The following is a 26,669-nucleotide window of genomic DNA, read 5'->3' as shown; positions in this document are numbered from 1 at the left end:
TCTAGGGTGCGGAGCGAATTTGACATTCGTGAGTACCAGTACGCAGGACTGACACAGAATGCGAGGGTTTGTCTACACGCTGAGAACCCCAATAGTCGAGGTTCTTTTTTTATGCTGTGATTAATTTGGATTGAACATAGTCGTAAAGGAGATTGGCTGTATGAATCAGTGAATCTTCATGGGTTCTTTCAAAAGCATGTGAAGAGTCAATGCCAGGTCCAATCAGTCCATGAATGATATCATGCCCTGCTCTAATCGCTGCTGATGCATCAGAGCCATAATAAGGGTAAATATCAAGACGGTAATCAATTTCATTTGCTTCAGCTAATGCTGCTAAATGCTTGCGTAAACCATAATGATAAGGACCGCTTGAATCCTTCACACAAATCGACACACTATATTCATCTGTTGATTGACCATCACCGATCGCTCCCATATCGACAGCTAGATATTCCACCGTTTCTTCTGGAATATTCGAATTTCCACCGTATCCAATTTCTTCATTATTTGAAATTAAGAAGTGTGTCGTATGTGGCAAAGTGATGTTTTCCGTTTGAATCCGGTGAATTAAACGCAGCAATAACGCCACACTTGCCTTGTCATCAAGGTGTCTTGATTTAATAAAGCCTGAAGACGTCACTTCTACTCTAGGGTCAAACGAGATAAAGTCCCCTACTTGAATCCCAAGTGCTTTGACATCGTCTGCCTTTTTCACCTTTTCATCGAGACGAATCTCCATATTTTCTTGGTTTCGTTTCGCTTTTCCAGCATCCTCATATACGTGAACTGACGTTTGATGCATGAGGATTGTTCCTGTATATGTACGACCTGATGCTGTTTCAATTTCACAATACTCGCCTTCGATTGAGTTATACTGAAAGCCCCCGATGAGTGCAAGACGAATTCGGCCATTTGATTTAATTTCCTTTACCATTGCACCGAGCGTATCGACATGCGCTGTCAGCATACGGTGTTCCTCGTCATCTGCTCCTTTTATTGTGGCAATTAATCCGCCTTTTCGATTACGCTTTGTCTCAATATTCAGATCTTGTAAAAAACGTTCAACAAAGCCGATCACCTTTTCTGTATTCCCTGATGGACTTGGGATCGATACGAGCTTTTGAATAAGTTGAATTGTTTCGTTTACTTCAGTCGTCATTCGGCATTTCCTCCTTTGTCTGAAAGCAATTCTTTCCATGTATGCCTTTTTCAGCATCTCTTCTTAAAATATATCGCTTCGGGTTCCTGATGTCTAATTTCTAATAGAAAAAACCCTTTCTCTATGAAGAGAAAGGATTCATTCATTAAGCTTCTTCTTGTTTCATTTTTCTCACGTTCCAAGCAAAGTATGCTGTTGTTGCGGCCATCATGATGATGGCAACTGTTCCAAGGATCGCTGCTTGGTGCCATAAATAGCTGTCATCACCGCTTGCAATGATCGTTCTAAATCCGTTGATTGTATACGTCATTGGAAGCAGACTATGAATGACTTGGAAGAATTTTGGGACGAGCTCAAGCGGGAATGTACCCGCACTTGCTGCAAGCTGAAGAACCAAGATAATGACAGCGATGAAGCGCCCTGGGTTCCCCATTGTTGTCGCCAGAAGCTGAATGATCGCTAGGAACGTCAGACTGACGACGATCGCAAAGAGATAGAAGCGCCAGAGACTCTCCACCTCAAGACCAAGTCCAAAGATGAGCATGGAGCTTGCAATGACTGCCTGTAAGATACCGACAAGCAGGAGCACACTATATTTGCTGACAAACCATTCAAACGCATTTCTAGGGCGTCCAGCAGGGTCTTTCATTGGGAATACAACGGTGAGCATGAGAGCCCCTACAAAGAGTCCCATGGATAAGATATAAGGCGTGAGCCCTGTTCCGTAATTATCAATCTTTTTTGCTGTATCGTTTTCTGTTTTGACTGGACTCGCAATCATATTGTAATTGTCCTGATCCGCATCAATTTCACCTGTTTCATCCGCGGCGCTTTTCAATTTATCGGACAGCTTCCCTGTACCGCTCTTTAAGTCGCCTAATCCTTTATCAAGCGATTTTGAGCCTTCAGCAAGTTTAGATGAGTTGCTTTGGATACTCGTTGAACCACTTTCTAGCTTATTTAACGCTGCGCTAAGCTGGCTTGAACCATTTGCAAGCTTATCCGCACCACTTTTCGCTGTATCAAGCTTTCCATTTGCTGTTTGCAGGCCTTCTTGTAATTGCCCTTGACCTGTTTGAAGCTTAAGTGCACCTTGATACAATTTATTCGTACCAGATGTCATTTGATCAATGGCATTTTGTATCGCGACTGTAGATGTGTATAGCTGTTCTGTTTTCTTTGGCAGCTGTTTTACTTGCTGCAGCTGTGCTTTTGCCGAAGCAACCGCAGATTGAACTTCACTAGCATCGGGTAGTTCCTGCAAGGCTGCTAAGCTTTGCTCAAGTCCAGAAAGGTCAGGCAGATCAATTTTAGGAAGGCTTTCGAGCTGATCCATTGCCGCCTTTTTCTCTTCGTCTGTCATTGAGCTGTTTTGAATAATGCTTTTCACTTTTGCATCTCGATTAGACAGTGCTTCTTTTAATGAAGCAAGTTTTGTATTGAACGTTTGTGCGTCTTTTTTCACCTGATCTAGTTTAGGCGCCATCTTTTCAAGATTCGCTAATTCTGGTGAAGACAATACTTTTTCTACTCCTGCAATTTTTTCCGAAAATGACTGTGCTTTATTGTTTAGCTGCTCAATGCCTGCTGTGAATTGCGGCATTTTAGAAGCAAGCTGCTGATGTCCTTCAAGGCTTGTGTTTAACCCTTCGGTCAACGTATCAATCCCTGTGCCAAGCTCTCCAAATTTCTGATCGATGGTTTGATAGCCCGTTAAGAGCTGACCAAGCCCGCTGTCAAGAGAATGAATCCCTGTGTTCAGTTCACCCATTTTCCCTGCGAACTGATGAACGCCTTCACTATATGTTAACGTTCCTTCAGCCAATTTCGCCAGATTGTCTTTTAACTTTTTACTGCCATCTTTTGCGCTTTTTGTTCCGTCATCAATTTTCTTCGCACCATCGCTTGCTTGATCTAATCCTTTTGCAATGGTTTTGAAGTTATCAAAGATGACCTCTGCATAGTTTTCTGTGACTTCCTTTGAAACCGAATCTTTTAATTTGATAATGGCATTATTCGCAATTTGTGACGCAGCATAGTTTGCGCCTGGATTCGTATAATATTTCAAATTCGATTTTTTCGGATGTTTGTCTAGCACTGTACTTGCATTTTTAGAGAAATCTTTCGGTATTTCTACGACGAGATAATAGTCCTCGTTATTTAATCCCTTGACGGCCTTTTCTTCACTATCGACAAAGTGCCATTTAAAACTATCGTTCTTCTTCAATTCCTTCACCAAATCATCGCCGACTTGAAGTGTTTTGCCATCATAATGACTGCCTTCATCCAAGTTGACAACCGCTACAGGTAATTGATCAACTGTACCATATGGATCCCAGTAAGCCTTTAAAAATACACCACTATAAATCAGCGGAATAAATAAGACAGCTAAAATCGGGATCAGTAGTTTTTTGCTCGTCACAATGTCTTTCCATTGATTCCGAATTAAATTCATTGCTGTTTTCCTCCCATAGATGAATGACTAAATTGACAATTTGGTCATTTGAACTCAAAAAAAATTACGCTGTTGTAGAAAGCCCTTTTAGTACATAAAGCTCGAGCGATTCGGCTACTTCTTCTTTTGTTAAAGGCTCGTATCGCTTTTCCCAATCAAAAATAAGTGCAATATATAGTTTCACCATCACAAATGCAGTCAATTCAGGATCACAAGGCTTAATGTCGCCTTTATCAATCGCTTCTTTTACTTTTGTTTTAATATAGCGAATGATCATTTGCTCCATTTTTTCAATCATTTCCTTGACCGCGGACGTGCCAAGCTCCGCATTTTCCTGAAAGATTTTTATTGTGAGCTGGTGGTTTTTTCGAAATTCCAATATTGCAAAGAGTGCTAAGTGAAGGTTTTCAGAGAAACTATTCTTCTCATCAATTGCATCATCAGCAATTTTTCTCATCTCCATTAAAAGGGAAGTGAAAATTTCATCAAACAGCTCTTCTTTGTTTTTGAAAAAGGTATAAATGGTTCCTTTTCCGACGTTAGCAAGCTTCGCTACAAGGTCCATTGTCGTGGCTTTATACCCGAATTGAGTAAATGCCTTCGTGGCCCCATCTAAAATCATTTGTCTCCTATCAACACTCATGATCTCACTCCCGAAAATGACTATTTGAACGTTTTGGTCATTAAGTACAGAAAGTAATATACCATATCCTTTTCTACAGATGCAACTACTTTGTTCACTTTTATTATTCACAACTCTTTTCTTATCATACGAACATGAAAAACTCCCTTTCCATGACAGAAAAGGGAGTTTATTTTTATGAAAATAGGTAAGATACTGCCTCAGAGATGGCGGCTTTTCCTTGATCAATACAATCAGGGATTCCGACACCTTCAAAAGCAGCACCTGTGATATAAACACCAGGATATGATTGCTTAAACGTTTCACGCATATTCGAAATCTGCTGTTGGTGACCAACGTGATATTGCGGCATACTGGTTTTCCAGCGAGTCACCGTTGTCAGTTCTGGATCTGCTTTAATATCCATGATTTTTTTTAAATCTTCCAGCACGATGCTGACGATTTGATGATCAGACTGCTCGACAATCGATTCGTCACCAGCTTTCCCTACATACGCACGCAATAGCGTTTTTCCTTTAGGAGCTGTATGCGGCCATTTTTTATTCGTCCACGTACAGGCTGTAATAGAGAAATCACTGTTTCTTGAGATGACAAAACCTGTCCCATCATATTCATTATGAACATCCTCTTCTTTAAAGCCAAGTGCAACTGTTGCAACAGAAGTAGATGTCATGTCATGCAAGTAATCAAGCCCTGCTTCTTTTGGAAACATGGAATAGATCGATTGATGCGGCGTAGTGACAATAGCTGAATCTGCAAAAAGCGTTTGACCGCTGTCTAATTGTACGCCATAGCCTCCATCTGTTTTTTCAATCTGCTTCACTTTTGTCCCTTTATAAATCGTCGTCAGCTTGAGCTTACTTTCTACCGCTTCAACAAGGGCTTGCAGTCCTTGATTGATTGTTTGGAACTGTCCTTGTTTTTTCGCTGTCACTTGCTGCGCTTTCGCATGCTGCTGTGATTTTTTCATCCCAAGAATCAAACTGCGATGCTTTTGTTCCGTTTGATAAAACTGCGGGAAGGTAGACATTAAGCTAAGGCGGTCAATGTCACCTGCATAAATACCTGATAGAAGAGGCTCGATTAAATTCTCAACGACTTCATCGCCCACACGTCTTCTAAAAAATTTACCAAGCGACTGATCTTCTGTTTGCTTGCTTTTTGGTAAAACGAAATCCATCGCCGCTCTCGCTTTTCCTGCTACTGAAAAAAGACCAGTTGTAATGAAAGGGCTGATTTGAGTTGGAATGCCCATGACAGCGCCCTTTGGCATCGGATGAAGGGTTTCATTGACTAATACATATGCTTGCCCCGTTTCATTATTGACGAGCTGATCGGACAGACCGACATCCTTTGCCAGCTGCGGTCCACTGACCTTTCTTTCCAAAAATGAATCAGGACCACGTTCAATAATGTAGCCATCTTTATATAATGTTTGTATTTTTCCACCCAGCCTAGGACTTGCTTCAATAAGAGATATTTGGATAGGGAGACCTTTTTCTTCAATCTCCTTTTCCAAATAGAAGGCGGCGGCTAAACCAGTGATGCCACCGCCAATGATGACAAGGTGTTTTTGATTGTCATGCATAGGATCGCCTTCTTTTATATGATTACTTGCTTTCGTCAAGCTTCTTTAACACGACTGTTGCCAGCGCATCAATAAATGCTGGTTTCGCATTTGGCATTTCTGGACGATAGTAGGCTGCACCGATTTCATCTGTTACGACTTTACATTCATAATCGTTGTCGTATAACACTTCCAGATGATCAGCGACAAATCCAACAGGCACATATACGAACGTTTTATAGCCTTTTTGTTCGAATAGATCCCGGGTTAGGTCTTGCACGTCTGGTCCAAGCCACGGATCAGGCGTATTACCCTCACTTTGCCAGCCAATTTCATAATGTTCAATTCCTGCTCCCTCTGCAATCATCTTTGCAGATTGTGCTAATTGATCAGGATATGGATCCCCTGCTGCAATAATTTTTTCAGGAAGGCTGTGTGCAGACACAATAAGCACAGCCGATTCTCTTTCTTCTTGACTCATGGATGCATACGTATCTTTCACTTGTTTCACCCAATAGTCCACAAACTTCGGTTCATCATACCAGCTTTCAACAGAAGTGATCTTCAGATTTCCAAGCTTATCTGCCTCATCTTGTGCACGTTTGTTATACGATTTCACACTAAATGTTGAGAAGTGCGGCGCAAGGACGATACTCACAGCTTCTGTGATGCCGTCTCGATGCATTTCAGCAACCGCATCCTCAATGAAAGGCTCGATATGTTTTAAGCCAATGTAGACATGAAATTCAATGTCCTCTTGGATGTCATTCAAATGATCACACAAACCATTTGCCTGCTGTTCTGTAATTTTTGATAAAGGAGATATACCGCCGATTGCCTTGTAGCGGTCCTTCAAATCTTGCAGCATCTCTGGCTCCGGCTTTCTGCCTCTACGGATATGTGTATAGTAACGCTCAATGTCTTCTTCTTTATATGGGGTGCCATATGCCATGACAAGAAGTCCCATTTTCTTTTTCTCCACAACCAACACTCCTTCAGATCATTTGAAATAGTTTAAATGGATGTTTTTTTATGTTTAGCCGAATAGTCGTGAATAAAACTTGTCAGCTTCTTTAACGTTTCTGGTGAAACATCAGGAAATACCCCATGACCTAAGTTAAAGATGAAGTGATCTGATTTCATCCCTTGATCTAAAATGTCTTTTGCTCTTTCTTCAATGACTTCCCATGGAGAAAGTAAGATGGTTGGATCAAGGTTTCCTTGTATCGTTTTTGTGAGTCCTTCTTTTCGCGCTTCGTCTACACTCATACGCCAATCAAGTCCAACGACATCAAGCGGCAGGTCATGCCAATCTTTCACCAGATGACTCGCACCAACTCCGTACATGATCATCGGTACGTTTTCAGACTTCAGCTCTGTGAAAATACGCTGCATGACAGGCTTAATGAATGTCCGGTAATCTGCTGCATTTAAAGCGCCAACCCAAGAGTCGAAGATTTGAAATGCACTGATTCCTGCTTTTACCTGCGCCCGTATGTACGTGATCGTCATATCAGCTAATTTATTCATTAATATCATCCATGTCTCTGGCTCACTGTACATGAGTGCCTTCGTTTTATGATAATTTTTAGATGGACCGCCTTCAATCATATAGCTTGCCATCGTAAATGGTGCACCGGCAAAACCAATGAGCGGAACATTTAGCTGCTCCTTCGTCAAAAGCTTGATTGTATCAAGCACATATGGCAGGTCTTCTTCAGGATGAAGTTCTCCAAGACGTTCTATATCTGCTTTTGTCCGAATGGGTGAATCAATCACAGGTCCAATTCCATTTTTAATTTCAACGTCCACTCCAATAGCCGGAAGCGGGGTCATAATATCTTTATATAAAATAGCGGCATCTACACCATATTGTTCTACAGGAAGTCTTGTTACATAAGCACATAGCTCTGGCTGATGCGTAATTTCAAATAGCCCGTATTTTTCTTTGAGGGCACGATATTCAGGCTGCGAGCGTCCTGCCTGTCTCATGTACCAAACAGGTACATGGTCTGTTTTTTCCCCTTTGCACGCCTTTAAGAACGTGTCATTAAAAGCTTTCGTTTTTCCCATTACCTTTCATTCCACCTTTCGCCCCACACTCTCTTTGTATAAGGCTCAAACACTGCTTTTACTATACCGCTTTTTCAAGGCACGGTATACTAAAGCGGCTCAATGTTCAAAAAATCGCCGAATATTAACGTCCAAAAGTCTCTGGCTTGACATAAGAACTGCCTTCGCCTTCTTCTTTTGTTTGGGTATTGTATGGAACAACCTTATACTGCGCATCTGAAAACACATTGGCATACGGCATTGTGTAGCTGCCCACGCCTGTCACTGAGTCGATCAGCGTCTCGCTTCCATTTCTCTTTTCATAGATGCGATATTCAACCCGTTTATCCTCCTGTTCGTCCCAAGACAGCTCCAATGTAAACAATCCTTTGATTTTAAAGGCATAGCGGGCTTCAAATCCTGATAGCCCTTCTAAATGGATCGGTGATTGAAGTTCTTTAATCCCCTCTGGCTTTTTGAATGTTTCATTGGTGATTTGGGCTGTCGTTAAAATATCTTTAAACAGCTGCACTGGATACTGACTGCCGCCAGTTAAATAGTGGCTGTTATCAGTTTTGTCATATCCCATCCAAATCGCACCCGTTGTACTAGGCGTATAGCCGGCAAACCAAGCATCTTTTGTTGCACCTTTCACACCTGAATAGGTGGTTGTTCCTGTTTTACCTGCTAAATCTCCAGCATATGAACCGCTCTGAGCTGTCCCGCCTTTGACGACTTGCTGAAGCATTCTCGTCATATTCCATGCGTTTTGCACACTAAACACTCGCTCTTGTTTGTTTCGATTCTTCTCAACAGTTTCCCCTTCATCATTGGTGATTTTCTGAATAAAGAAAGGCTTTTTATACACGCCTTCATTTGCAAATGTATGGAAGGCTCCAGCGATCTGCAATGGAGAAACCCCTTTTTCTAAGCCGCCAAGTGCCATGGCAAGTCCTTTATCCGAAATCTCCATTCCCATTTTTTCAAGATAAGATTTAGAGGTGTCAATGCCAAGCTGACTTAACGTCCACACAGCAGCTGTATTTTTACTCTTCATCAGGGCATCCACCATCGTGACCCTGCCTTCATACTGCCCATCGTAATTCTTTGGTGAATAGCCGTCATAGCTTTTTTCTTTGTCTTCAAGCAGTGAATAAGGTCTGAATTTTTTCTCCTGCATCGCCGGACCATACACCGCAATCGGCTTGAAAACAGATCCAGGCTGTCTAACAGCCGTTACCCTGTTATAGCCCCTTGCCTGATATTCTCGTCCTCCAATGGCTGCTTTTACTCCACCAGACTCGTTATCAATAAACACGGCGCTGCTTTCCGGAGACCCGCTTTTTCCCGGGAAATAACGGTTGTTTTTCATCGCATCATAGGCAACTTTTTGCAAATTCATATCAATCGGGACGGTAATGGTATAGCCGCCTTGAAGCAATTGCTCATGTGAAATGGCATACTCTGATTCCGCTTCTTTAATGATGAGATCGACATAGCTGTCCACCCAAGGCGTTTCTGATTTCTTTTTCAAATGGATACCTAGTGTCCTCCCTTTTGCTTCTACTGTTTCTGTGGATGACAAATATCCTTGTTCATTCATTAAATTCAGGATGGTATCTCGCCTTTTTTTATTTTTATCAGGATGTAAAACAGGCGAGTAAGAAGACGGTGCCTTTGGCATAGCAGCAAGTGTAGCACCTTCGCTGACAGTTAAATCTTTGACATCTTTACTAAAATAATAATTGGCTGCCGCCTGAATCCCATAGACGCCATGGCCGAAGTAAAGCTGATTCAAATACATCTCAAGCAGTTTATCCTTTGAATAATCTCTTTCTAAATTAATAGCAATAATGACTTCTTTTGTTTTTCGAAGAAAGGTTTTATCGTTTGTGAGAAAAATATTTTTTGCGAGCTGTTGGGTAATCGTACTGCCGCCCTCTACTTTTCCTCCTGCTAATATATCTCGATAAACCGCCCTTGAAATAGATTGTGCATCAATTCCATGATGCTCATAAAAACGCTTGTCCTCGACAGCAACAAAAGCTTTCGCTACTTTATCAGGTATCTCCTTTAATGACACAGGGTCCCGATTTTCTGAATACATACTTGTGAGTTCTTTTCCATTCTGATCAATGATTTTTGAGGAAGCGTGAAAAACAAGCTTCTTCTCATCTATGACATAATGTCCTAAAAATAAAATGGTCAGATAGCCAATAAATGAAAGCACGAGTGTGCTTCCTGCAATGACTAACGGAATGATTATCTTCTTTTTCTTCACATTAGGTCACCTCATTCCTTTATACGGATAGTATGGGATGTATTGCTTCATAATATGTTTTATGGATTGACTACCAAAGAATTATATATCATTCTTTTGTTATACTATCAAGCAGGAGGCGGTTTAGATGAATGTCTATATTACATATGGAACAGCAGATTTCTTGCATAAAATCGCAAAGAAACACCATCTGGAAAATCTACTTTATATGGTTGGAAAAGAACAAGCGGCTCTTTTTCATGAAACCGAGGGAGAGACCGTATTTAAAGCCCCTCATGCCTATGATGTGATTTATGCGAAAGGCGAGCTTGTCCAATCTGGCTTCGTCACCTTGAATCATATCCCTGTTAAGCTTGAAAGCAGAGCACTTTTTGAATCCACCTTTCAGAAGAAAACAAACATCTCAGAGCATCAGCGCGGCTTCAAGGCTCTGCGTGTCTTAAGACCACAAAAAGATGAAGAGGTCTATCTGATTTTGACACTTTGGGAATCAGAGGATTTATTTCAAGACTTTCAAGAATCAGAAGCGTTCTTTCAGCCGCACGAGGATACAGGCTCCATCTTCTCTCGTCCTGCCTATCTCACATCCTACCATGCCGTCACAGACAATTAAGGAAGTGCTGCTTTTAGCACTTCTTTTTTCATAAAAAAAAGCCCATTAGCCGGGCTCTTCTTTTCATTATCTTCACTTAAGCTCGTACCGATGAATGATAGGCTGAAGCACATAGAAATTCAGCAATATCCACCCTAATAAGATCGGCCACTTCAACATAGGTGAAGCGCCTTTCAACTGAATAAGCAGCACCAATAGCGGAATCAAGCAGATCATGAAAAAACTCATCTTTGAGACAAACGTTTCTTTGATTTGGTGCCGACAGCTTGGACACATCATCATTCTCGTATGTGATAAATGAAACTTTTCAACGAAAGAAAATGCTTTTGAACAATTTGGACAGCTCCCCAATGCCACTTCCCCCTTTTTCCAGTTTCATATCAACCTTCGACTTTTATGTAAAATGACCTTTTGATGTTGAACACGAAATCCTCTTCTGTTGAAAGATTCTAACAATTACCATACAATCAGTAAAAGAGCATGAAGGAGGTTTTCGGATCAATGTCAATATCCACTTTACAAAAAAGCATCAATGAACGTCTTGATGAACATTATGAGGAAATGGTTGAAATTAGACGCCATCTCCATATGAATCCAGAACTTTCTTTTCAGGAAGAAGAAACAGCCGCTTTCATCGCGAATTACTATGAAACATTACATATACCTACACGTACTCAGGTGGGCGGTCATGGTGTTCTTGCTTTTATTGAAGGAGCTTCCCCAGGGCCGACCATTGCCCTCAGAGCTGATTTTGATGCACTGCCCATCCACGATGAAAAGGATGTGCCTTATCGATCGACAAAACCAGGTGTGATGCATGCATGCGGTCACGACGGGCACACAGCGACCCTTCTTGTATTAGCAAAGATCTTACATGCGCTTCGTGAACAATTAAAAGGGAAAATCGTCCTCATTCATCAGCACGCTGAAGAATATGCTCCAGGCGGTGCTAAGCCGATGATTGAAGACGGCTGTTTAGACGGAGTCGATGTCATATTCGGTACTCACCTTTGGTCATCAGAGCCTTGTGGCACCGTTCTGTATAAAAGCGGGAACTTTATGGCAGCCGCCGACCGTTTCTCTATTCAAGTCCAAGGTAAAGGCGGACACGGCGCCCAGCCTCATCTAACAAAAGATGCTGTACTCATCGGTTCACAAATTGTCGCAAACTTGCAGCAGGTCGTCGCCCGTAAAGTCAATCCAATTGATTCAGCTGTTGTATCGGTAGGAGGTTTTGTGGCTGAGAATGCCTTTAACGTCATTGCAGATTCAGCAGTTTTAACCGGCACTGCACGATCCTTTGAAGAAAATGCACGTCATATCATTGAACGTGAAATTGAACAGGTGGTGAAAGGGGTTTGCCACATGCATGATGCATCGTACACATATAAATATGTGAGAGGATATCCTGCTGTCAAAAATCACCCAAAGCCAACTGAATATATTGCTGAAATAGCAAGACAGACAGAAGGTGTCATAGAAGTAAAAGAAGCGGAAACCCAAATGGGCGGAGAAGATTTCGCTTACTACCTACAGCATGTTCCTGGCACCTTCTTCTACACAGGAGCCATGCCAGAAAACAGCCAGGATATGTATCCACATCATCATCCGAAATTCGATATCAACGAAAAAGCAATGCCAGTCGCAGCAAAGGTACTCGCTCACGCCGTTCTTTACTATGATGAATGAAGAAAAGCCGCTGATCAGCGGCTTTTTCACTTCATTTCTTCAATACTCGTAAGTGAAACACATGGCGTGCAACATCTCCGAGCTGTCCTGTCAGCTGATGATTGGCGACCCCGCCAACAGCCGCACCGACGACTGGCATTAATTGAAACAGCTTCACAAGGTCAATGTAATCTCGGTACTCCTGCTGAAAGCTGTACCAATCCATTTCCTCCCGGCTTGTTTCCCAATCATCAATGACCTTCATCATCTTTTGACGATGTGCACTGCTTGAAAAGGCGAGTTGAAAAATACAGAGCAAAAAGAGTCTTTCCTCTTTTTGAGACAAATCAAAGCCATAAATACATGCCAGCTCATAAAGACATTTCATTTTAATGCTCAGCAGCAACGGAAAGTCCGCCATTCCAAGGAATAAACCGCCTGCCCCTGTTCCAATTCCTTCGATCGCCGCCGCCTTTTGATAATACTTCACTTTATCCTTTGCCAGCTCATTTCGCTCTACGATCGTTAATTGTTCATCGATCACTGAAAATGAAGTGAAGTGCGTCCCTGATACGGTGGATTCGACCATTGATTTCACCGCACTTGTGATGACTTGATGAAATCTCGCAGGTATTCGGCGATTCACTTGCTGCTGAACTCCTTTTGAAAATCGTTCGATCTTTGAAGGTTTTCTTAAAAATCGCGTTTGAAAAAGAATGGCCTCATCATACAACTCCCGTTCAGCTGCATTCATCCGGTTCCCTCCTTGATGTCATCATACGCTCGCTGTAAAAAATAGATTTCCACTTATCTCATCTTTTTTAATCGACTTTGGACGTAAGGCTTGAATAGAACAAGCACAAATGTCAATGAAATGAGAAGAGCAAGTCCACTTCCCTTCCATCCTCCTGCTGGGAGTACCGCGCAGCTCAGCAAAATCGATTGAATGATGAGCACATTACGGACGAGAACAAAGAAGCTACGATCCTTTTCTTGCTGAGAAACTGGATATAGTGCCTGTAACGAAAGATGCGCAAAGTGCTTCGTTAACGGAACAAGCTGTACACCAGTGATAAATACTGTGAACAAGACAAGTAACGCGCCCACCCAGTCTGCTGCGCCTGTATACAGAATAATCAGCACAAACACGACCGTTAATCTAAACACAAGACCAAAATAATCATTTGAACGTAAAAACGCCCTCACATACATGTAAGAAAAAGTTTTACGCTGCTCGTAAGGAACAAACTGCAAGATCCAGTCCATGTACGCTCTTCTTTTCACCTGTTTCTTTAAATGAGGCACATCTGTAAATAAGTTTGCCAAGCGATAAAAGCGCTGTTTCCGTTTTAATTCATCAGAAATATGCAATTCCCATTGAAAAGGCTGTTTTTTCACTGCATTTGTTAAGTAAATAAGATAGACGGCATATATAAGATAAAGAACGATTGCAATCGCATAGGCTGCCTGTAAAACGGTATACATCAGAAATGTATTCAATAGAAAACGAAACACTGCATCAAGCCATCTGACATGCTTTCCTTGAAAATAAGTGATTCTCCATTGAATCGCTGTATTCAGGCCCTTTATCAAGATCATTTGCGCCAAAACCAGCACATAAAGCATGAGATCTCCTGAAGATACAGCCGAATAAAGCGGGAGTGCGATAATCGATACGGCAATCAAAGGAAACAGCTGAGAAAGGAAGCTAAAGTTAAAAGCGTTTTTTAAATAAGGCTCCATCTTCGCTTCCAGAGGAAGCAAAAACACGAGATCTGCCTCTTTGATCAACGTACGTACGTAAGAGCTTGTCAGCACCAATGAGAAAACAACTGCCATGACCCAGTACGAAGGGAAGTGAGTTGGAATATGTTTGAGCCAGCCGCTATACCAGCTCGCCCCGCCTGCAAGGAAAAAAATCAGCACAATGACAAGATGATCATTGAACATGTATTTTAAATATTTTCTTGTGTCTTGCATGTGTTCCTCTAATCGTGATTTCCAAATGGTTTGCGTTGTTTTACTCATAGTTTTCTTCCTTTGTTAATTCCAAATAAAGATCATCGAGTGTCGCATCTCTCATGTTGAACTGCTCTCTTAGCTCTGTCAGTGTTCCTTTCGCTCTGATTTCACCTTCATGCAAAATAATAAAGGAATCACAATAACGTTCAGCTGTCGCCAAAATATGCGTTGACATCAGGACACTAGCGCCGCTTGTCTTTGCAGCATTCATTCGTTCTAATAGTGCATTTATCGCAAGAGGATCAAGCCCTAAAAACGGTTCATCGATGATATACAGCTCTGGTTCAACAAGGAACGCACACATAATCATGACCTTCTGCTTCATACCCTTAGAAAAATGAGCAGGGAACCATTTCAACCGTTTCTCCATTCGAAATTCTTTCAGCAATGATGGTAGACGTTCTTCTAGTTGTTCCTTTGAAAGACCGTAAGCCATCGCTGTCAGCTCTAAATGCTCTTTTAGTGTTAACTCTTCATATAAGACAGGTGTTTCCGGAATAAAGGTGAATTGCGAACGATACGCCTCTTGATCTTCTTGTAATGTTCGTCCATTCAGTTCAATGACACCTTTATGTGGTTTCATCAGACCGATGATATGACGAATGGTTGTACTTTTCCCCGCTCCATTTAAGCCAATGAGACCGACGATTTGATTTCTTTCTAATTCAAATGAAATATTTTTTAGAACGGGATTCTTCGTATATCCACCCGTTACATCTTTTACAGTTAAAAGGGACATGAGTTCGTTCCTTTCTTTCTTTTTTCCTTTATAGTACCAAAAACGAAAGGTAATTTGAAATGTTTACCTATAGACGAGCCTGAATAAAAAATAGGCGCATTGGTCATCATAATGTATGTAGAAGAAATGAACTTGATGACCAATAAGTAAATGAGGTGTTTGTTAAAGGCAAAGTACCGCATGACAAGTTGGTTTTTCATCTAAAAACCTTAGCTTCTGTTTTGCTTCACTGATTCTTGATTTTTGTGTCCTATACAATCGTCAAATGAGGTGTTTACGGCAGAAATAGCAGGCATATGAATTCTTTATTTCAGTAAATAGAGAATTCAAAAGGCATATCGAATGAAAGCATCAGCATTTCTTCTGCAGGAGCAGGATGAGCGACCAAAGGAGTTCGCTTGTCCTGTTTTCTTTTTTGCTTCTTTTTGTGATACGATAAAGGAAAAAATAATGAGGAGTGACACGGCGTGAGCGACTGCATTTTTTGCAAGATCATTGATGGAGACATTCCATGTGCAAAAGTATATGAAGACGAGCATGTATTGGCTTTTCTTGATATTAGCCAAGTAACAAAAGGGCATACCCTTGTTATCCCGAAAATACATAAAGAAAACATCTATGACATGACACCAGAAGTGTCTAATCACTACTTCCAAGCGATTCCGAAAATTGCAAGGGCGATCAAACAGGAATTTGAACCAATTGGTTTAAACCTCCTGAACAACAACGGCGAAAAAGCCGGACAATCTGTGTTCCATTACCACATGCATATCATTCCGCGTTACGGCAAAGGCGATGGCTTTGGTGCCGTATGGAAATCACATCAAGACCAATACACGTCAGAGGATTTAAAAGAGATTTCTTCTGCCATCCACACGCGGCTTACCTCATCTTAATAGATGAGGTTCAGCGTGTAGACAAACCCTCGCATTCGTTGTCAGGTCTGCGTGCCGGTGCTCACGAATGACAAATTCGCTCCGCTCCGGTACTCGTCCTTCCTAGACTTCAAAGGTTTTCTATCACGCTGAAAAGAAGACAAAGGGCTAAAATAAAGTTCATTTTAGCCCTTTGTCAACAGACTATACCTCATCTTAAAAGATGAGGTTTTTCTTATTTCTGCCACTTCTTAAAGCTTACATCTCCTAATAGTAAGATATTTAGGACGATTCAAATTTTTTGTCCAAATGCTTCAAATTTGTGATAGGATGGTTTTATCTTTTGATCCATTAACGCGAGAAATAGGGAGAGATTGTGATGAAGCGAACGACGAATTTTAATGCTGGTCCGGCGGCACTGCCGCTAGAAGTGCTTCAAAAAGCACAGGAAGAACTTGTTGATTTTAAACAAACTGGGATGTCTGTGATGGAGCTTTCTCATCGCAGCGGTGAATATGAAGAAGTCCACAATAAAGCAAAAGCGCTTTTAGTGGAGCTGATGGACATTCCAGAAGATTATGAGATCCTCTTTTTACAAGGCGGAGCTAGTCTTCAATTTGCGATGATTCCAATGAACTTCTTACATGAAGGTGAAACCGCTCATTTCATTCAAACAGGCGCTTGGTCAGAAAAAGCATTGTCAGAAGCAAAAGGATTTGGTGAAACGTCTGTGTTTGCCTCAAGTGAAGATGACAATTATTCGTATATTCCAGATGTAGATGCTTCCGGTTTAACAGACGGTGCTTACTTGCACATCACATCGAACAATACGATCTTCGGCACACAGTGGAAAACGTTCCCGGACAATTCATTGCCGCTCATTGCGGACATGTCCAGCGATATTCTCAGCAAACAAATAGACGTTTCTTCATTTGATTTCATTTACGCCGGTGCACAAAAAAACCTAGGACCTTCTGGTATCACGATTGTGATCGCGCGCAAACGTTTTTTAGAGAAAGAAAAAAGCGGCACGCCTAAAATATTAAAATATTCAACACACGCAAAAGCCAACTCTCTTTATCACACACCACCGACTTTTGCGATTTATATGCTGTCTCTTGTCCTTGAGCATGTCAAAAACGCTGGCGGCGTAGAAGCAGCGGAAAAACGCAATGAACAAAAAGCGGGCATTCTCTATGAGGCGATTGATCAAAGTGGCGGCTTTTACAAAGGGCATGCCCGCGCTGACAGCCGTTCTCATATGAATGTCACGTTTACCCTTCGTGATGACACACTCACCGCATCATTTGTGGAGAAAGCCAAACAAGAACAAATGGTTGGACTTGCAGGACACCGTTCTGTCGGTGGATGCAGAGCATCTATTTACAATGCGGTTTCAATTGAAGACTGCCAAAAGCTTGCGGACTTTATGAAAAAGTTCCAGCAAGAAAATGAGTAAAAAGGCTTTTCTATCATGAAATCAATTTGTTATAATAACGAGAACTATCAAATGATGACTCTTGCAATAAATGATGAGCCATATTATTGGAGAGTCCTATAAGAGCTTAGCAGAGGAGAGCATAGAAATGAAAACAAAAGAATTAGTGATTATGTCATTGCTTGCAGCAATGGGAGCTGTTTTGCATACGATTTTCCCGCCCATCTTTTTCGGAATGAAACCTGATATGATGCTGGTCATGATGTTTTTAAGCATCATCCTTTTCCCTAAGGTACAGCATGTAGTCGTGATTGCCCTAGTGACTGGTGTCATTTCCGCTTTGACAACGGGTTTCCCAGGCGGACAAATTCCAAATATGATTGATAAACCAGTGACAGCCTTTATCTTCCTAGCCCTTTTCTTATCTTGCCAGAAGATGAAGAACAAAATCGTGCTGACCGCTGTGCTAACAGCTATTGGAACCGCCGTATCCGGCGTGATTTTCCTATCTGCCGCTTTACTGATCACAGGACTGCCAGCTGCATTACCAGCACTTCTTGTGGGTGTTGTCCTGCCAGCAGTTGTGATTAATACCATTGCCATGGTATTTGTCTTCCCAATTGCTCAGTCCATTCTAAGGCGTGCAAGAATGATAGAAGTTGCATAACGCATAACGAACCTCTTCATGTCAGATGAAGAGGTTTTTTCATGCTTTTATAAAAGAAAAAGGGTAAGCAGCAAAACGAGAAGCGAAATCCCTGCACCTGCCGCACACACAAGTGCTTTTTGCTTTAATACATGTTTTGGCGGATAAGACCCTGCATACCCAAGCTGTCTTGCATAATGAATGGAACCACCTGTGAAAACGACACCGATACACGTAAAAACGAACAGAAAGACAGACAACCTTCTCCCCTCCCTTTTCTTCAAAAGTATGCTAAAATAAAGCAAGCTATGTATGGAAGTTCAATGAAGCTGATCATCAGCTAAGAGAGAACATGCGAATGTGTAAAATTTGACTAGAGGTGATTTGAATGGCTAGTGGACGTTCTTTATTAACAGGATTATTTGTAGGCGGTCTCCTCGGAGGTGCGGCAGTGCTCCTGACGACTCCCTCTTCTGGCAGAGATGTACGCGGAAAGATGAAAGACAGCTATGACAAATTCGAAGATACGCTGACAAGATTAAAAAGAGACGGACAAGCTTTAAAAGAGCAAATTGTTGCAACGGCAAAAGAAAGTGCAGAAGTCATTAAAGAGGTTGGGACTGAATTGCAAACATCTATTCAGCAATGGCGCGAAGAAATCAAACCTCATCAGCAGGACTTACAAAAGGAAATTCAGGAAATTGAGGAAAAGCTTAAACAACTGGAGAAAACCTTACAAAACTAATATACTCACAAATAAATATTCGTTTACAAAAGTGTGCGGGGTGCGTATCCCGCACTTTTTTTGTTGAAAAAAGGTTATTTTGTCAATGTTTTTCATGACTTTTAAAAATTCTTGAATTTTCAGCTTTATTAATCTTTATTTTATTGGCATAATAGAATTACAAGAAAAAGAGAAGTAGGTGAAATGGATGAATCATTCGGAACAGCCTTTCGATGTAAAAGAAGCACTTTTATTCAGTCAAAGAATGGCCCAATTGAGCAAAGCTCTTTGGAAATCCATTGAGAAAGACTGGCAGCAGTGGATCAAACCGTATAACCTGAATATTAATGAACATCATATTTTGTGGATTGCGTATCAATTAAAAGGAGCTTCAATATCAGAAATTGCAAAGTTTGGCGTCATGCATGTATCAACTGCGTTTAACTTCTCCAAAAAACTGGAAGAAAGAGGATTTTTGAAATTTTCTAAAAAGTTAAACGATAAACGCAATACGTATATTGAGCTAACGCCAAAAGGCGAAGAGACATTCCATAAACTACTCGAAGATTTCGACCCGGCCCGAACTGGTATTGTCAAAGGCGCACAGCCGCTTCATGACATTTACGGAAAGTTCCCTGAAATTTTAGAAATGATGTGTATTATCCGAAACATTTATGGTGAGGACTTCATGGAGATTTTTGAGAAATCGTTTTCAAACATTGAGAAGGACTTTTTGAATGAGCGTGGAAAAATCACGAAAAAGCCTGAGGAACTCGAAGACTCAGCTGAGGCAGCAGAAAAAGCGGCTAAATCAAATCAAATTGTTTAATGATCTTTATAAATTCATTCATTAACGGCTGAAACAGCCCTTGATCATGTAAAGCAAATATTGTCTCATGAACATCCAGCTTTTCAATTAACTGTCCCGCAAAAAGCGCAAGGAGATCGTCAAACATGACATAGCCTTGTGCTTTTTGCTTGTCCATTTCATCTGAAAGCTCAGCACAAATACGCTCAATATCCTCTGCTTCTTCTTTCGATACACGCTGCCGGATCAATAGCGCATAATATGGATAACGGCTCATATCTGTCGCCGTCAGTAAAAGTTCCATATAATATTCGAGTTGGCTCATTCGTTCCTCAATACTCATGTACGTTCCCTCTTTCTCTTAGTCTTTCTATTTTAGCCGAAATGACTCATTGACGAAAGAGACGAACCTCCCCCTTATGTCTTTTTTTCTTGAAAAATCCAAAGTTTCCTCTCTTTATTCCATATGAATGCAACATTTTATTTTTTTTCATAAAAACCATTGATTTTTATCCTCAGGAAGAGTAAATTATCTGGAGATATTCAATTAGATTTTAGATTGGAAGGATGAAAATGAATTGTTGGAAGACCATTAATCTTGAAAAGGATTATGGTTATACGAGAATGGTGATTTCAGCTATAAGTCTTGCTGTACTTTTTTTCATTATGGCTTTTTTATGTTTTCAACTGACTCATCCTGAAACGAGACTAAGCAGTCACAATGCACCGCTTTTTGCTGTGCTTTTACTTGCGACATTGCTTGTCCACCGTGTGGTTCACTTGATTCCAGTGATGAAAAACAAGAAAAAAATGACGTTATTTAAACGAAATTGCTGGCAGCGCGTGCCAAAGAGAGTGATGCTTTTCTCACTGCTCAGCCCGTTTTGTGTCATCTCACCTGTTTACTTTTTTTTAGGCATGGCGTTTCCAATGTACGCACACTATTTTATCATCATCGCAAGTATTCATGCAGGCTATTGTTTGCCTGATTTTTTATTTGCATGGAAACTGCTAAAAGCACCAAAATCCTGTATCATTGATCAAGCCCAAGACGAGTTTGATATTTTAGTTGACCAAACTTCCTCATCATGAGGTTTTTAAAGCCAACTTCTATCTTTTTCATAAAAAATTTGGTAATGTAGTATGGGAATAGCATAGAGAGGGGGGATCTCCGATAGTTTTATTTTACTTCATCGTCTTTGCCGCGTTTATTGTGTATTCAATAAACAGGCTTACTAATACATTATGCCTTGTCAGAGAGATTCCTGAAGAACGGCAAGATAAGGTGTTTCGCTTTATCAATGTATCGATACTGATCTTACTTATCTCATCATTTGTTGAAATTACCATTTCTATTTAAGATCAAAGCAAAAGCTGCCAGTTTGAGGGCAGCTTTTTGTATTCTATGATCTATTAGCAAATCCAAGATGCACCGATAATGATCAATAAGATGAATAACACGACGACTAGTGCAAAACCGCCAGCAAAGACTTCTCCTCCCATGTGAAAACACCTCCTGCCAGTTCTTCCTCTGTTCTAAGCACAGTGTATGCAGAAAAATTGAAAACGTTTAGGCACCTGTCATCGTTTGAAAAAAGAACCGCCCGCACGCATGGCAGGACGGCTCCTTTCTGTAACAGCGATTTAATTAGTAAAGATATGCTGCACCAACGATGATCAGCAAAATGAATAGCACGACCAATAAAGCAAACCCATTAGAATATCCTGCTCCCATATAATTCAGCCTCCTTTTTGTGATCACTATATGTGTATGTGGCGCGCAAATTTTTGACTAGACGAATGCCCTCCCATTTGCATTTCTTTTTACAGCGTGTCACAATATGTTATGATACAAGCAATGATAAATAAATTGGAAAGATTAGGAGTGTTTTTTGAATGAAAAAAATGGCTTTAGCAGCTGTAACAGCAGTAAGTGTTTTAACTCTTGGCGCATGCAGTAGCGGTGATAAAGATGTAATCGCAACAACAAAATCAGGAGATGTCACAAAAGAAGAGCTTTATACAACTCTTAAGAAACAAGCAGGTGGAGATGCTTTAAACCTACTTGTTCAACAAAAGGTTCTTGCTGACAAATACAAAGTATCAGATAAAGAAATTGATAAGAAAATGGAAGAATATAAAAAGACACTTGGTGAAGATCGTTTAAAACAACTTCAAGATGAATTCGGAAAAGATTACATCAAAGATCAAGTAAAATATGAGCTGCTGACTCAAAAGGCTGCCAAAGCTAACATCAAAATCACTGATAAAGAAGTAAAAGCGTATTACGATGACCTAAAAGGAAAAATCCGCGCGAGCCACATTTTAGTAGCTGATAAGAAAACAGCTGACGAAGTGGAAAAGAAATTAGATAAAGGTGAAAAATGGGATGCCCTTGTGTCTGAATATTCAACTGACACGGCTTCAGCAGCACAAGGCGGCGATGTAGGCTGGTTCGCAAAAGAAGGTCAAATGGACGAGAACTTCAGTAAAGCTGCTTTCAAACTAAAGGTGAATGAAATCAGCAAACCAGTGAAATCACAATTCGGCTACCATATCATTAAAAAGACCGAAGAACGCGGTAAATACGATGACATGAAAGCAGACTTGAAAAAAGAACTACTTAATCAAAAACAAGCAGACACAAATGAAATCCAAACGATCTTAAACAAATTGGTGAAAGATGCCGATGTGAAAGTAAAAGATAAAGAACTTGAAAACACATTCAAAGAAAAGTCTCAACAACCCGCACAAAATCAACAACCTCAACAAAACCAGTAATCACAAAAAACCCCTCTGCCGTGATCGTGCAGAGGGGTTTTTATATGACCTGATTAAGCAATCGAGTGATCTTCATGTGCCGCCGTATCCTGTGATCTTTTCACTTGCTGATCTTGACGTCTGCGCTCTCTTTCTTGTTCCATTCGCTCGATAAAAATTTCTCCTTCCTTTTCAATAAAGGATTGATCAATTTCTTGCTCCTCTTTGGCCGTTGTCATTAATTTATACGCACAGAAAATAATGCCAATGATACATGCATACACCCACCATGGAAAAAACAACATTTTTTATCGCCTCCTTTTTTCAGAACAGCTCTCTCTTCCTTTGTGTTACATGCTTATGCGAGAAGAAGACAAGTTATGAAAAAAACGCCCGCATAAACGGACGTTTTGACATTGTTATTGATCATGAAAGGTTGGTTTATAAAATGAACGATTCTCTAGAGCAAAAATACGTTCTGTATATTCTCCTGGCTTCACATGCTCAAGCGCACGATCCATCATATTCATCTTCGCATCTAAATTATCAATATAGTGGAGAATTTCGGCTTCCTTCACCATTGGTGGTTTCGGGCTGCCCCACTCTCCTTTTCCGTGATGACTCAGTACTAAGTGCTGTAAAATCAGAATTTCTTCTGAATCAATGCCAAGCTCTTCTGCAGCTTTCGCAATTTCTGTCACCATAATCGAAATATGTCCAATTAAATTCCCTTCAACTGTATATGTGGTTGAGACTGGACCCGAAAGCTCTTTTACTTTCCCTAAATCATGAAGAATGATGCCAGAATATAAAAGATCTCGATCAAGTGATGGGTATAGGTCAACAATTGATTTCGCTAAATGCAGCATGGACACCACGTGATAGGCGAGACCTGAGACAAATTCGTGATGATTTTTTGTCGCTGCTGGATAATCAGCAAATTCCTGTCCGTATTTCTTCAGCAAATGCCGTGTGACACGCTGAATATTAGGGTTTTTCATATCAAAGATATATTGCATAATCGTATCCATCATATCGTGTTTTGGAATAGGAGCTGTTTCGAGAAAATCATCAATTCGAATTTGCTCGTTTTCAGCAACAGGGCGTATATTCCTAAGCTTCAGCTGATTCCTCCCGCGATAATGATGAATGTCACCTACTACCTTCACGATGGTTTGCGCGGCATATGTGAGTTCATCATTCTGCTTTGCATCCCATAGCTTCGCCTCAATATCCCCACTTTGATCTTGAAGAATTAATGTTAAAAATGGTTTGCCATTACTTGCAATCCCTTTAGTAGATGATTTAATTAATAAATGCAGGTCAACTTGTTCGCCGACATCATAGGTCATGATCCCTTTAGCCATTCAATAAAAGCTCCTTCCATATTTCTGCTCATATAAGTATAACATAAGTCATTATTTGTCAATCATTCAACTGCTAAACTCGTAATCTGGCTCTCTTCTGCTGCTTGCTTCATATGATGATGACAGGTGAAATAAAACAGCTGTGTCTCAAAACGAGTCATTTTATTCATCATCTCCAGCACTCTTCCTAGGCGAACATGATCAAAATGAACGAAGCTGTCATCCATCATAAATGGGAGCTGACAATCTTGCTGATGAGACAAAGCGAGCGCAAAACGAATCGCGAGATAGATTTGTTCACATGTTGCCTGCGAAAGCTCCTCTGGGCGGAATATTCGTCCATCCACCCTTTTTACAATCAGCCGGTCATCTTCAGTTGAAAATAAAATGGCTTCATATCGATCATTTGTTAACGGCTGAATAAAGCTGGAAGCTCTTTGAAGGAGCGCTGGCAGCCTTGTTTCTTTATGTTCATTCAATTTTTCTCGAATGACGGAGCGGACAAGCTGAATAGCTGCCCATTTTTTCGCAAGGTGCTTTGCATGTTCCTGCTCGGCTGCAAGCTGATGAGTCAAATCAGACACCGTACCTGATGCTTCTATTTGCCGGATGTCCACTGCTAGTTCTGCTAAGCGCTTTTCCATATTCCTCAAGTTCAGTTGAATGTCATGTAGATGCTGCTTCGCTTCTGCGCATTCCTCCTCAAGGAGGCGTAATCCTTTCCGAGCAATCCATTCTTCCTCATTAAAACTGCCGCTTCTATGCAGCTCTTGGTTCAGCTGCTGCAAATTGTACAGCCGCTCCCGGTATTCTTTAGATAGATGGGAAAGTACTTGGTAATCTTCTTTTGACTCCGCTTCTACTTGACGAAAAAGCTCGCCAATTTGTTTTTCGTAATATTGAATTTCCCCTTCTAGCGTTGTCAGCTGCTGCTCCACATGTTGAATGGATACGTTCAATGCCTGGCGTTCTTTTTCTCTTTTCGCCTCATCTTTCAATATCTCTTGAAAGGCTGAGATGTTCTTTTGAATGGTTCCTTCATTTCTTTGAAGTATGCTGCTTAACGCTAACACTCTACGCTCGTAGATTGAATGCTGGTCGGCGAGCACGTCTATTTCCCGAGTAAGCTCCTCATATGCTGCTGTGTTCGTTTTTAATTGTTTCAGGATATGGAAGGCTTCTACGAGGAAAGAGAGCTCTGAGGACAAGCCCAGCTGTCTTTTCATTTCCTCTACTTGCTGTTGGACCGGTTCCAGCTCTAGCTCCCAGTCTTCATATTGCCGGATGATTCTTTCGTACAGAAGCTCCTTTTGCCTCACAAGCGTTTCAGCTGAAGCTGCTTGGACCTGAAAGGAATCAGAGGTCTCTCCGCCGCTTCCTCGCCTCATTTGAGAAAGTTTAATGAATGGATAAATGGCAATGAAGACAAAAACAGAAAACACTGCAAAGAGGAATGTCACCCACCACTCTGCTAAAAAAAATAATACGAGCAGGATCACCGCATCAAACATAAACATGACCGGGAGTAACCACGCCCGGGAATGAACCTGTTTCTCTTTCGTTCTTGTTCCTCTGACATCTTCTGTGCCCTGCTGCCTGACCTGCTGTTCCTTTAATCCTTTTAGAGCGGTTTCCGCTTCTTCTAGCTCATGTCTTGCTTGATCAAATCGGTCATCCAGCTGCGCTTTTCTATCCATTAAACGAACGTATTGGCTGACAGCCTCCTTTAATTCCCACTCAAAATCAAGTGAGTCATCAATCTGATCCAGCTTAATTGGACGCTGCCACCTCAGCTTCGCTGTCGCTTCTTCTATTTTTTGTTTCAGTGACTCACGCTCTGCTTTACCTTCTGCTAAGCGCTTCATCACAAGCTCAGCCTCAGACGATTCATCGACGACATGTTTCATCTCCATTAACGTATCATTTTCATAGAGTGGTTGCATTTGGGCCAGCGAGGTTTGCAATTGATCTAATTTCTGCTTCAGTGCCGTCAATTGCGCTTTTTTCGGGTGAAGGTGTGATTCTAGTTTATCAAGTTCATGCTCTGTTTCTTGTTTAAATCGTTTGACTCGTTCTGGATAATGCCCCAATTCTTTTTTTAGCTCCACCTTGTTCTCTATCATGGGATACAGTCGAATGTGTTCCGTCAGTTGATGAATATTTTCTTCTACCTGTTTCATTTCATTTTGAAGCTTTTCTATACTCTCCGTTAATTCAGAATGCTCCCGTTTCTTTTCGGCATAACGGCCTTCTACCAATTTGGCTTGTTTCAGCTGGCCTGTCAGCTCTTTTAAACGATCAAGCTGCTGGTTTAATTCCGGCTTGCGTCCATTTGGTTTAAATAGCTGCTCCTGCAGCTTTAGCAGCCTGCTATCCATCTTTGAGGCCGCATCTGAACCAAATAAACTTGAAAAGAGTAGAAATTCACCGATTTGATCTTGGCTTAAGGCTTGGACATTTTGCAGTCCAAACACATCAAATGAATAAATTGATTGGAATAATCTGCGGTCCGTTCCCTTTAAAATAGTGCGTAGAAAAGCTTCGCCTTTCACTTCACCATTTGGTAATAACACCTGTGCTTGACCGCCTTGATCGGACGTTCTCTCAATATGAATGACACCTAACTCCTCATCTACACAAGTGAGAGATCCACCATAAAAAGACCCCTGCTTCGGCTTATACATCTTGCTTTTTGAAAAACCAAATAACATCGATTCAATAAACGCCTTCAATGTCGTTTTCCCCGATTCATTCAGGCCATAAACTAGCTGAAAACCGTCGCCAGAAAAGTGAAAGGTTCGATTTGAAAATTTCCCGAAATTCGCAATATGGAGTGAACGTATTTTCATCAT

At 41.1% G+C, this 26,669-nt stretch carries 27 protein-coding genes; 10 read left to right on the top strand and 17 right to left on the bottom strand.

The annotated features are described in order from the left end of the window. Positions 1–109: 109 nt before the first annotated feature. The 7 genes from NPA43_RS04995 to NPA43_RS04965 all read right to left on the bottom strand — a co-directional run bounded on the left by NPA43_RS04995 (position 110) and on the right by NPA43_RS04965 (position 10,157). Entirely contained in the window at positions 110–1,159 is a 1,050-nt protein-coding gene (locus tag NPA43_RS04995) for a M42 family metallopeptidase (RefSeq protein ID WP_099728526.1), read from the bottom strand. 145 nt (positions 1,160–1,304) lie between these two features. Next, positions 1,305–3,614, bottom strand: coding sequence for a YhgE/Pip domain-containing protein (locus NPA43_RS04990; RefSeq protein ID WP_256499441.1), 2,310 nt, complete (start codon positions 3,612–3,614; stop codon positions 1,305–1,307). A 64-nt stretch (positions 3,615–3,678) separates the two neighbouring features. Next, a complete protein-coding gene (locus tag NPA43_RS04985; RefSeq protein WP_180275555.1) occupies positions 3,679–4,257 on the bottom strand; it encodes a TetR/AcrR family transcriptional regulator in 579 nt (192 codons plus the stop codon). Positions 4,258–4,432: 175 nt separating this feature from the next. Further along, a complete protein-coding gene (hemY, locus tag NPA43_RS04980) occupies positions 4,433–5,845 on the bottom strand; it encodes a protoporphyrinogen oxidase (RefSeq protein ID WP_099728529.1) in 1,413 nt (470 codons plus the stop codon). Positions 5,846–5,867: 22 nt separating this feature from the next. Next, positions 5,868–6,806: a ferrochelatase gene (gene hemH / locus NPA43_RS04975; protein WP_230030958.1), complete on the bottom strand. Its 939-nt coding sequence runs from the start codon at positions 6,804–6,806 to the stop codon at positions 5,868–5,870. Between the two features lie 32 nt (positions 6,807–6,838). After that, positions 6,839–7,897: a uroporphyrinogen decarboxylase gene (hemE, locus tag NPA43_RS04970; RefSeq protein WP_099728531.1), complete on the bottom strand. Its 1,059-nt coding sequence runs from the start codon at positions 7,895–7,897 to the stop codon at positions 6,839–6,841. 124 nt (positions 7,898–8,021) lie between these two features. Then, complete coding sequence (locus tag NPA43_RS04965; protein WP_099728532.1) at positions 8,022–10,157, bottom strand: transglycosylase domain-containing protein; 2,136 nt, start codon at positions 10,155–10,157, stop codon at positions 8,022–8,024. A gap of 127 nt (positions 10,158–10,284) precedes the next feature. On the opposite strand from NPA43_RS04965, the gene NPA43_RS04960 reads away from it, so the two are divergent. After that, the gene (locus NPA43_RS04960; protein WP_099728533.1) at positions 10,285–10,770 is read left to right on the top strand and encodes an antibiotic biosynthesis monooxygenase family protein; all 486 of its coding nucleotides are present in this window, start codon (positions 10,285–10,287) and stop codon (positions 10,768–10,770) included. Positions 10,771–11,271: 501 nt separating this feature from the next. Beyond that, positions 11,272–12,459, top strand: coding sequence for a M20 family metallopeptidase (locus NPA43_RS04955; RefSeq protein ID WP_256499440.1), 1,188 nt, complete (start codon positions 11,272–11,274; stop codon positions 12,457–12,459). Between the two features lie 31 nt (positions 12,460–12,490). Here the strand turns inward: NPA43_RS04955 and NPA43_RS04950 are convergent, their stop codons facing one another. From NPA43_RS04950 to NPA43_RS04940, 3 genes are read right to left on the bottom strand one after another with little or no spacing between them, the layout of a single operon-like run. Then, the gene (locus NPA43_RS04950; RefSeq protein WP_256499439.1) at positions 12,491–13,192 is read right to left on the bottom strand and encodes an EcsC family protein; all 702 of its coding nucleotides are present in this window, start codon (positions 13,190–13,192) and stop codon (positions 12,491–12,493) included. Positions 13,193–13,245: 53 nt separating this feature from the next. Beyond that, positions 13,246–14,466, bottom strand: coding sequence for an ABC transporter permease (locus NPA43_RS04945; protein WP_256499438.1), 1,221 nt, complete (start codon positions 14,464–14,466; stop codon positions 13,246–13,248). Next, positions 14,459–15,199, bottom strand: coding sequence for an ABC transporter ATP-binding protein (locus NPA43_RS04940; protein ID WP_099728537.1), 741 nt, complete (start codon positions 15,197–15,199; stop codon positions 14,459–14,461). The genes NPA43_RS04945 and NPA43_RS04940 overlap by 8 nt, the downstream gene beginning before the upstream one ends. A 467-nt stretch (positions 15,200–15,666) precedes the next feature. On the opposite strand from NPA43_RS04940, the gene NPA43_RS04935 reads away from it, so the two are divergent. From NPA43_RS04935 to NPA43_RS04925, 3 genes are all read left to right on the top strand, one after another. After that, positions 15,667–16,095: an HIT family protein gene (locus NPA43_RS04935; RefSeq protein ID WP_096881197.1), complete on the top strand. Its 429-nt coding sequence runs from the start codon at positions 15,667–15,669 to the stop codon at positions 16,093–16,095. 358 nt (positions 16,096–16,453) lie between these two features. Continuing rightward, entirely contained in the window at positions 16,454–17,533 is a 1,080-nt protein-coding gene (gene serC, locus NPA43_RS04930) for a 3-phosphoserine/phosphohydroxythreonine transaminase (RefSeq protein ID WP_230030960.1), read from the top strand. A gap of 127 nt (positions 17,534–17,660) precedes the next feature. Beyond that, positions 17,661–18,179, top strand: a complete 519-nt coding sequence (locus NPA43_RS04925) for a tryptophan transporter (RefSeq protein ID WP_230030961.1) — start codon at positions 17,661–17,663, stop codon at positions 18,177–18,179. 47 nt (positions 18,180–18,226) lie between these two features. Here NPA43_RS04925 and NPA43_RS04920 read toward each other — a convergent pair whose 3' ends face one another. Next, the gene (locus tag NPA43_RS04920; RefSeq protein ID WP_034321482.1) at positions 18,227–18,418 is read right to left on the bottom strand and encodes a membrane protein YhzF; all 192 of its coding nucleotides are present in this window, start codon (positions 18,416–18,418) and stop codon (positions 18,227–18,229) included. Between the two features lie 128 nt (positions 18,419–18,546). On the opposite strand from NPA43_RS04920, the gene NPA43_RS04915 reads away from it, so the two are divergent. Both NPA43_RS04915 and NPA43_RS04910 read left to right on the top strand, forming a co-directional pair. After that, positions 18,547–18,903 carry a YtxH domain-containing protein gene (locus NPA43_RS04915; RefSeq protein ID WP_099728540.1) on the top strand — a complete coding sequence of 119 codons (357 nt, stop codon included), beginning with the start codon at positions 18,547–18,549 and terminating at the stop codon, positions 18,901–18,903. A gap of 187 nt (positions 18,904–19,090) precedes the next feature. Continuing rightward, on the top strand, positions 19,091–19,711 hold the full coding sequence (locus NPA43_RS04910) for an HTH-type transcriptional regulator Hpr (protein ID WP_099728541.1): 621 nt from the start codon (positions 19,091–19,093) through the stop codon (positions 19,709–19,711). Here NPA43_RS04910 and NPA43_RS04905 read toward each other — a convergent pair. Further along, the gene (locus NPA43_RS04905; RefSeq protein WP_230030962.1) at positions 19,689–20,033 is read right to left on the bottom strand and encodes a YhaI family protein; all 345 of its coding nucleotides are present in this window, start codon (positions 20,031–20,033) and stop codon (positions 19,689–19,691) included. The genes NPA43_RS04910 and NPA43_RS04905 overlap by 23 nt on opposite strands. A 230-nt stretch (positions 20,034–20,263) precedes the next feature. Between NPA43_RS04905 and NPA43_RS04900 the strand changes: the two genes are divergently transcribed. Next, positions 20,264–20,782, top strand: a complete 519-nt coding sequence (locus tag NPA43_RS04900) for a DUF3267 domain-containing protein (RefSeq protein ID WP_099728543.1) — start codon at positions 20,264–20,266, stop codon at positions 20,780–20,782. Positions 20,783–20,864: 82 nt separating this feature from the next. Then, positions 20,865–21,050: a hypothetical protein gene (locus NPA43_RS04895; protein WP_072368131.1), complete on the top strand. Its 186-nt coding sequence runs from the start codon at positions 20,865–20,867 to the stop codon at positions 21,048–21,050. 53 nt (positions 21,051–21,103) lie between these two features. On the opposite strand, the gene NPA43_RS04890 is transcribed toward NPA43_RS04895, so the two are convergent. After that, the gene (locus NPA43_RS04890; protein ID WP_017360317.1) at positions 21,104–21,193 is read right to left on the bottom strand and encodes a YjcZ family sporulation protein; all 90 of its coding nucleotides are present in this window, start codon (positions 21,191–21,193) and stop codon (positions 21,104–21,106) included. 145 nt (positions 21,194–21,338) lie between these two features. Next, on the bottom strand, positions 21,339–21,425 hold the full coding sequence (locus NPA43_RS04885) for a YjcZ family sporulation protein (RefSeq protein WP_008361129.1): 87 nt from the start codon (positions 21,423–21,425) through the stop codon (positions 21,339–21,341). Between the two features lie 161 nt (positions 21,426–21,586). Between NPA43_RS04885 and NPA43_RS04880 the strand changes: the two genes are divergently transcribed. Beyond that, positions 21,587–22,471: a peptidylprolyl isomerase gene (locus NPA43_RS04880; RefSeq protein ID WP_099728544.1), complete on the top strand. Its 885-nt coding sequence runs from the start codon at positions 21,587–21,589 to the stop codon at positions 22,469–22,471. A 53-nt stretch (positions 22,472–22,524) separates the two neighbouring features. Here NPA43_RS04880 and NPA43_RS04875 read toward each other — a convergent pair whose 3' ends face one another. The 3 genes from NPA43_RS04875 to NPA43_RS04865 all read right to left on the bottom strand — a co-directional run bounded on the left by NPA43_RS04875 (position 22,525) and on the right by NPA43_RS04865 (position 26,666). After that, complete coding sequence (locus tag NPA43_RS04875; protein WP_041089925.1) at positions 22,525–22,755, bottom strand: sporulation YhaL family protein; 231 nt, start codon at positions 22,753–22,755, stop codon at positions 22,525–22,527. A 114-nt stretch (positions 22,756–22,869) separates the two neighbouring features. Continuing rightward, positions 22,870–23,817, bottom strand: coding sequence for a 3'-5' exoribonuclease YhaM (gene yhaM / locus NPA43_RS04870; protein WP_099728545.1), 948 nt, complete (start codon positions 23,815–23,817; stop codon positions 22,870–22,872). Positions 23,818–23,879: 62 nt separating this feature from the next. Then, entirely contained in the window at positions 23,880–26,666 is a 2,787-nt protein-coding gene (locus tag NPA43_RS04865) for an ATP-binding protein (RefSeq protein WP_256499655.1), read from the bottom strand. Positions 26,667–26,669: the final 3 nt, after the last annotated feature.

The organism is Bacillus pumilus, assembly GCF_024498355.1.
Taxonomy (GTDB): domain Bacteria; phylum Bacillota; class Bacilli; order Bacillales; family Bacillaceae; genus Bacillus; species Bacillus pumilus_P.
This window is presented reverse-complemented; position numbering and strand designations above follow the sequence as displayed.

Coding starts and splice junctions, on each gene's coding strand:
- NPA43_RS04995 (WP_099728526.1), bottom strand. CDS start 1,159: ATGACGACTGAAGTAAACGAAACAATTCAACTTATTCAAAAGCTCGTA.
- NPA43_RS04990 (WP_256499441.1), bottom strand. CDS start 3,614: ATGAATTTAATTCGGAATCAATGGAAAGACATTGTGACGAGCAAAAAA.
- NPA43_RS04985 (WP_180275555.1), bottom strand. CDS start 4,257: ATGAGTGTTGATAGGAGACAAATGATTTTAGATGGGGCCACGAAGGCA.
- hemY (WP_099728529.1), bottom strand. CDS start 5,845: ATGCATGACAATCAAAAACACCTTGTCATCATTGGCGGTGGCATCACT.
- hemE (WP_099728531.1), bottom strand. CDS start 7,897: ATGGGAAAAACGAAAGCTTTTAATGACACGTTCTTAAAGGCGTGCAAA.
- NPA43_RS04960 (WP_099728533.1), top strand. CDS start 10,285: ATGAATGTCTATATTACATATGGAACAGCAGATTTCTTGCATAAAATC.
- NPA43_RS04955 (WP_256499440.1), top strand. CDS start 11,272: ATGTCAATATCCACTTTACAAAAAAGCATCAATGAACGTCTTGATGAA.
- NPA43_RS04950 (WP_256499439.1), bottom strand. CDS start 13,192: ATGAATGCAGCTGAACGGGAGTTGTATGATGAGGCCATTCTTTTTCAA.
- NPA43_RS04945 (WP_256499438.1), bottom strand. CDS start 14,466: ATGAGTAAAACAACGCAAACCATTTGGAAATCACGATTAGAGGAACAC.
- NPA43_RS04940 (WP_099728537.1), bottom strand. CDS start 15,199: ATGTCCCTTTTAACTGTAAAAGATGTAACGGGTGGATATACGAAGAAT.
- serC (WP_230030960.1), top strand. CDS start 16,454: ATGAAGCGAACGACGAATTTTAATGCTGGTCCGGCGGCACTGCCGCTA.
- NPA43_RS04925 (WP_230030961.1), top strand. CDS start 17,661: ATGAAAACAAAAGAATTAGTGATTATGTCATTGCTTGCAGCAATGGGA.
- NPA43_RS04915 (WP_099728540.1), top strand. CDS start 18,547: ATGGCTAGTGGACGTTCTTTATTAACAGGATTATTTGTAGGCGGTCTC.
- NPA43_RS04910 (WP_099728541.1), top strand. CDS start 19,091: ATGAATCATTCGGAACAGCCTTTCGATGTAAAAGAAGCACTTTTATTC.
- NPA43_RS04905 (WP_230030962.1), bottom strand. CDS start 20,033: ATGAGTATTGAGGAACGAATGAGCCAACTCGAATATTATATGGAACTT.
- NPA43_RS04900 (WP_099728543.1), top strand. CDS start 20,264: ATGAATTGTTGGAAGACCATTAATCTTGAAAAGGATTATGGTTATACG.
- NPA43_RS04890 (WP_017360317.1), bottom strand. CDS start 21,193: ATGGGAGGAGAAGTCTTTGCTGGCGGTTTTGCACTAGTCGTCGTGTTA.
- NPA43_RS04885 (WP_008361129.1), bottom strand. CDS start 21,425: ATGGGAGCAGGATATTCTAATGGGTTTGCTTTATTGGTCGTGCTATTC.
- NPA43_RS04880 (WP_099728544.1), top strand. CDS start 21,587: ATGAAAAAAATGGCTTTAGCAGCTGTAACAGCAGTAAGTGTTTTAACT.
- NPA43_RS04875 (WP_041089925.1), bottom strand. CDS start 22,755: ATGTTGTTTTTTCCATGGTGGGTGTATGCATGTATCATTGGCATTATT.
- yhaM (WP_099728545.1), bottom strand. CDS start 23,817: ATGGCTAAAGGGATCATGACCTATGATGTCGGCGAACAAGTTGACCTG.
- NPA43_RS04865 (WP_256499655.1), bottom strand. CDS start 26,666: ATGAAAATACGTTCACTCCATATTGCGAATTTCGGGAAATTTTCAAAT.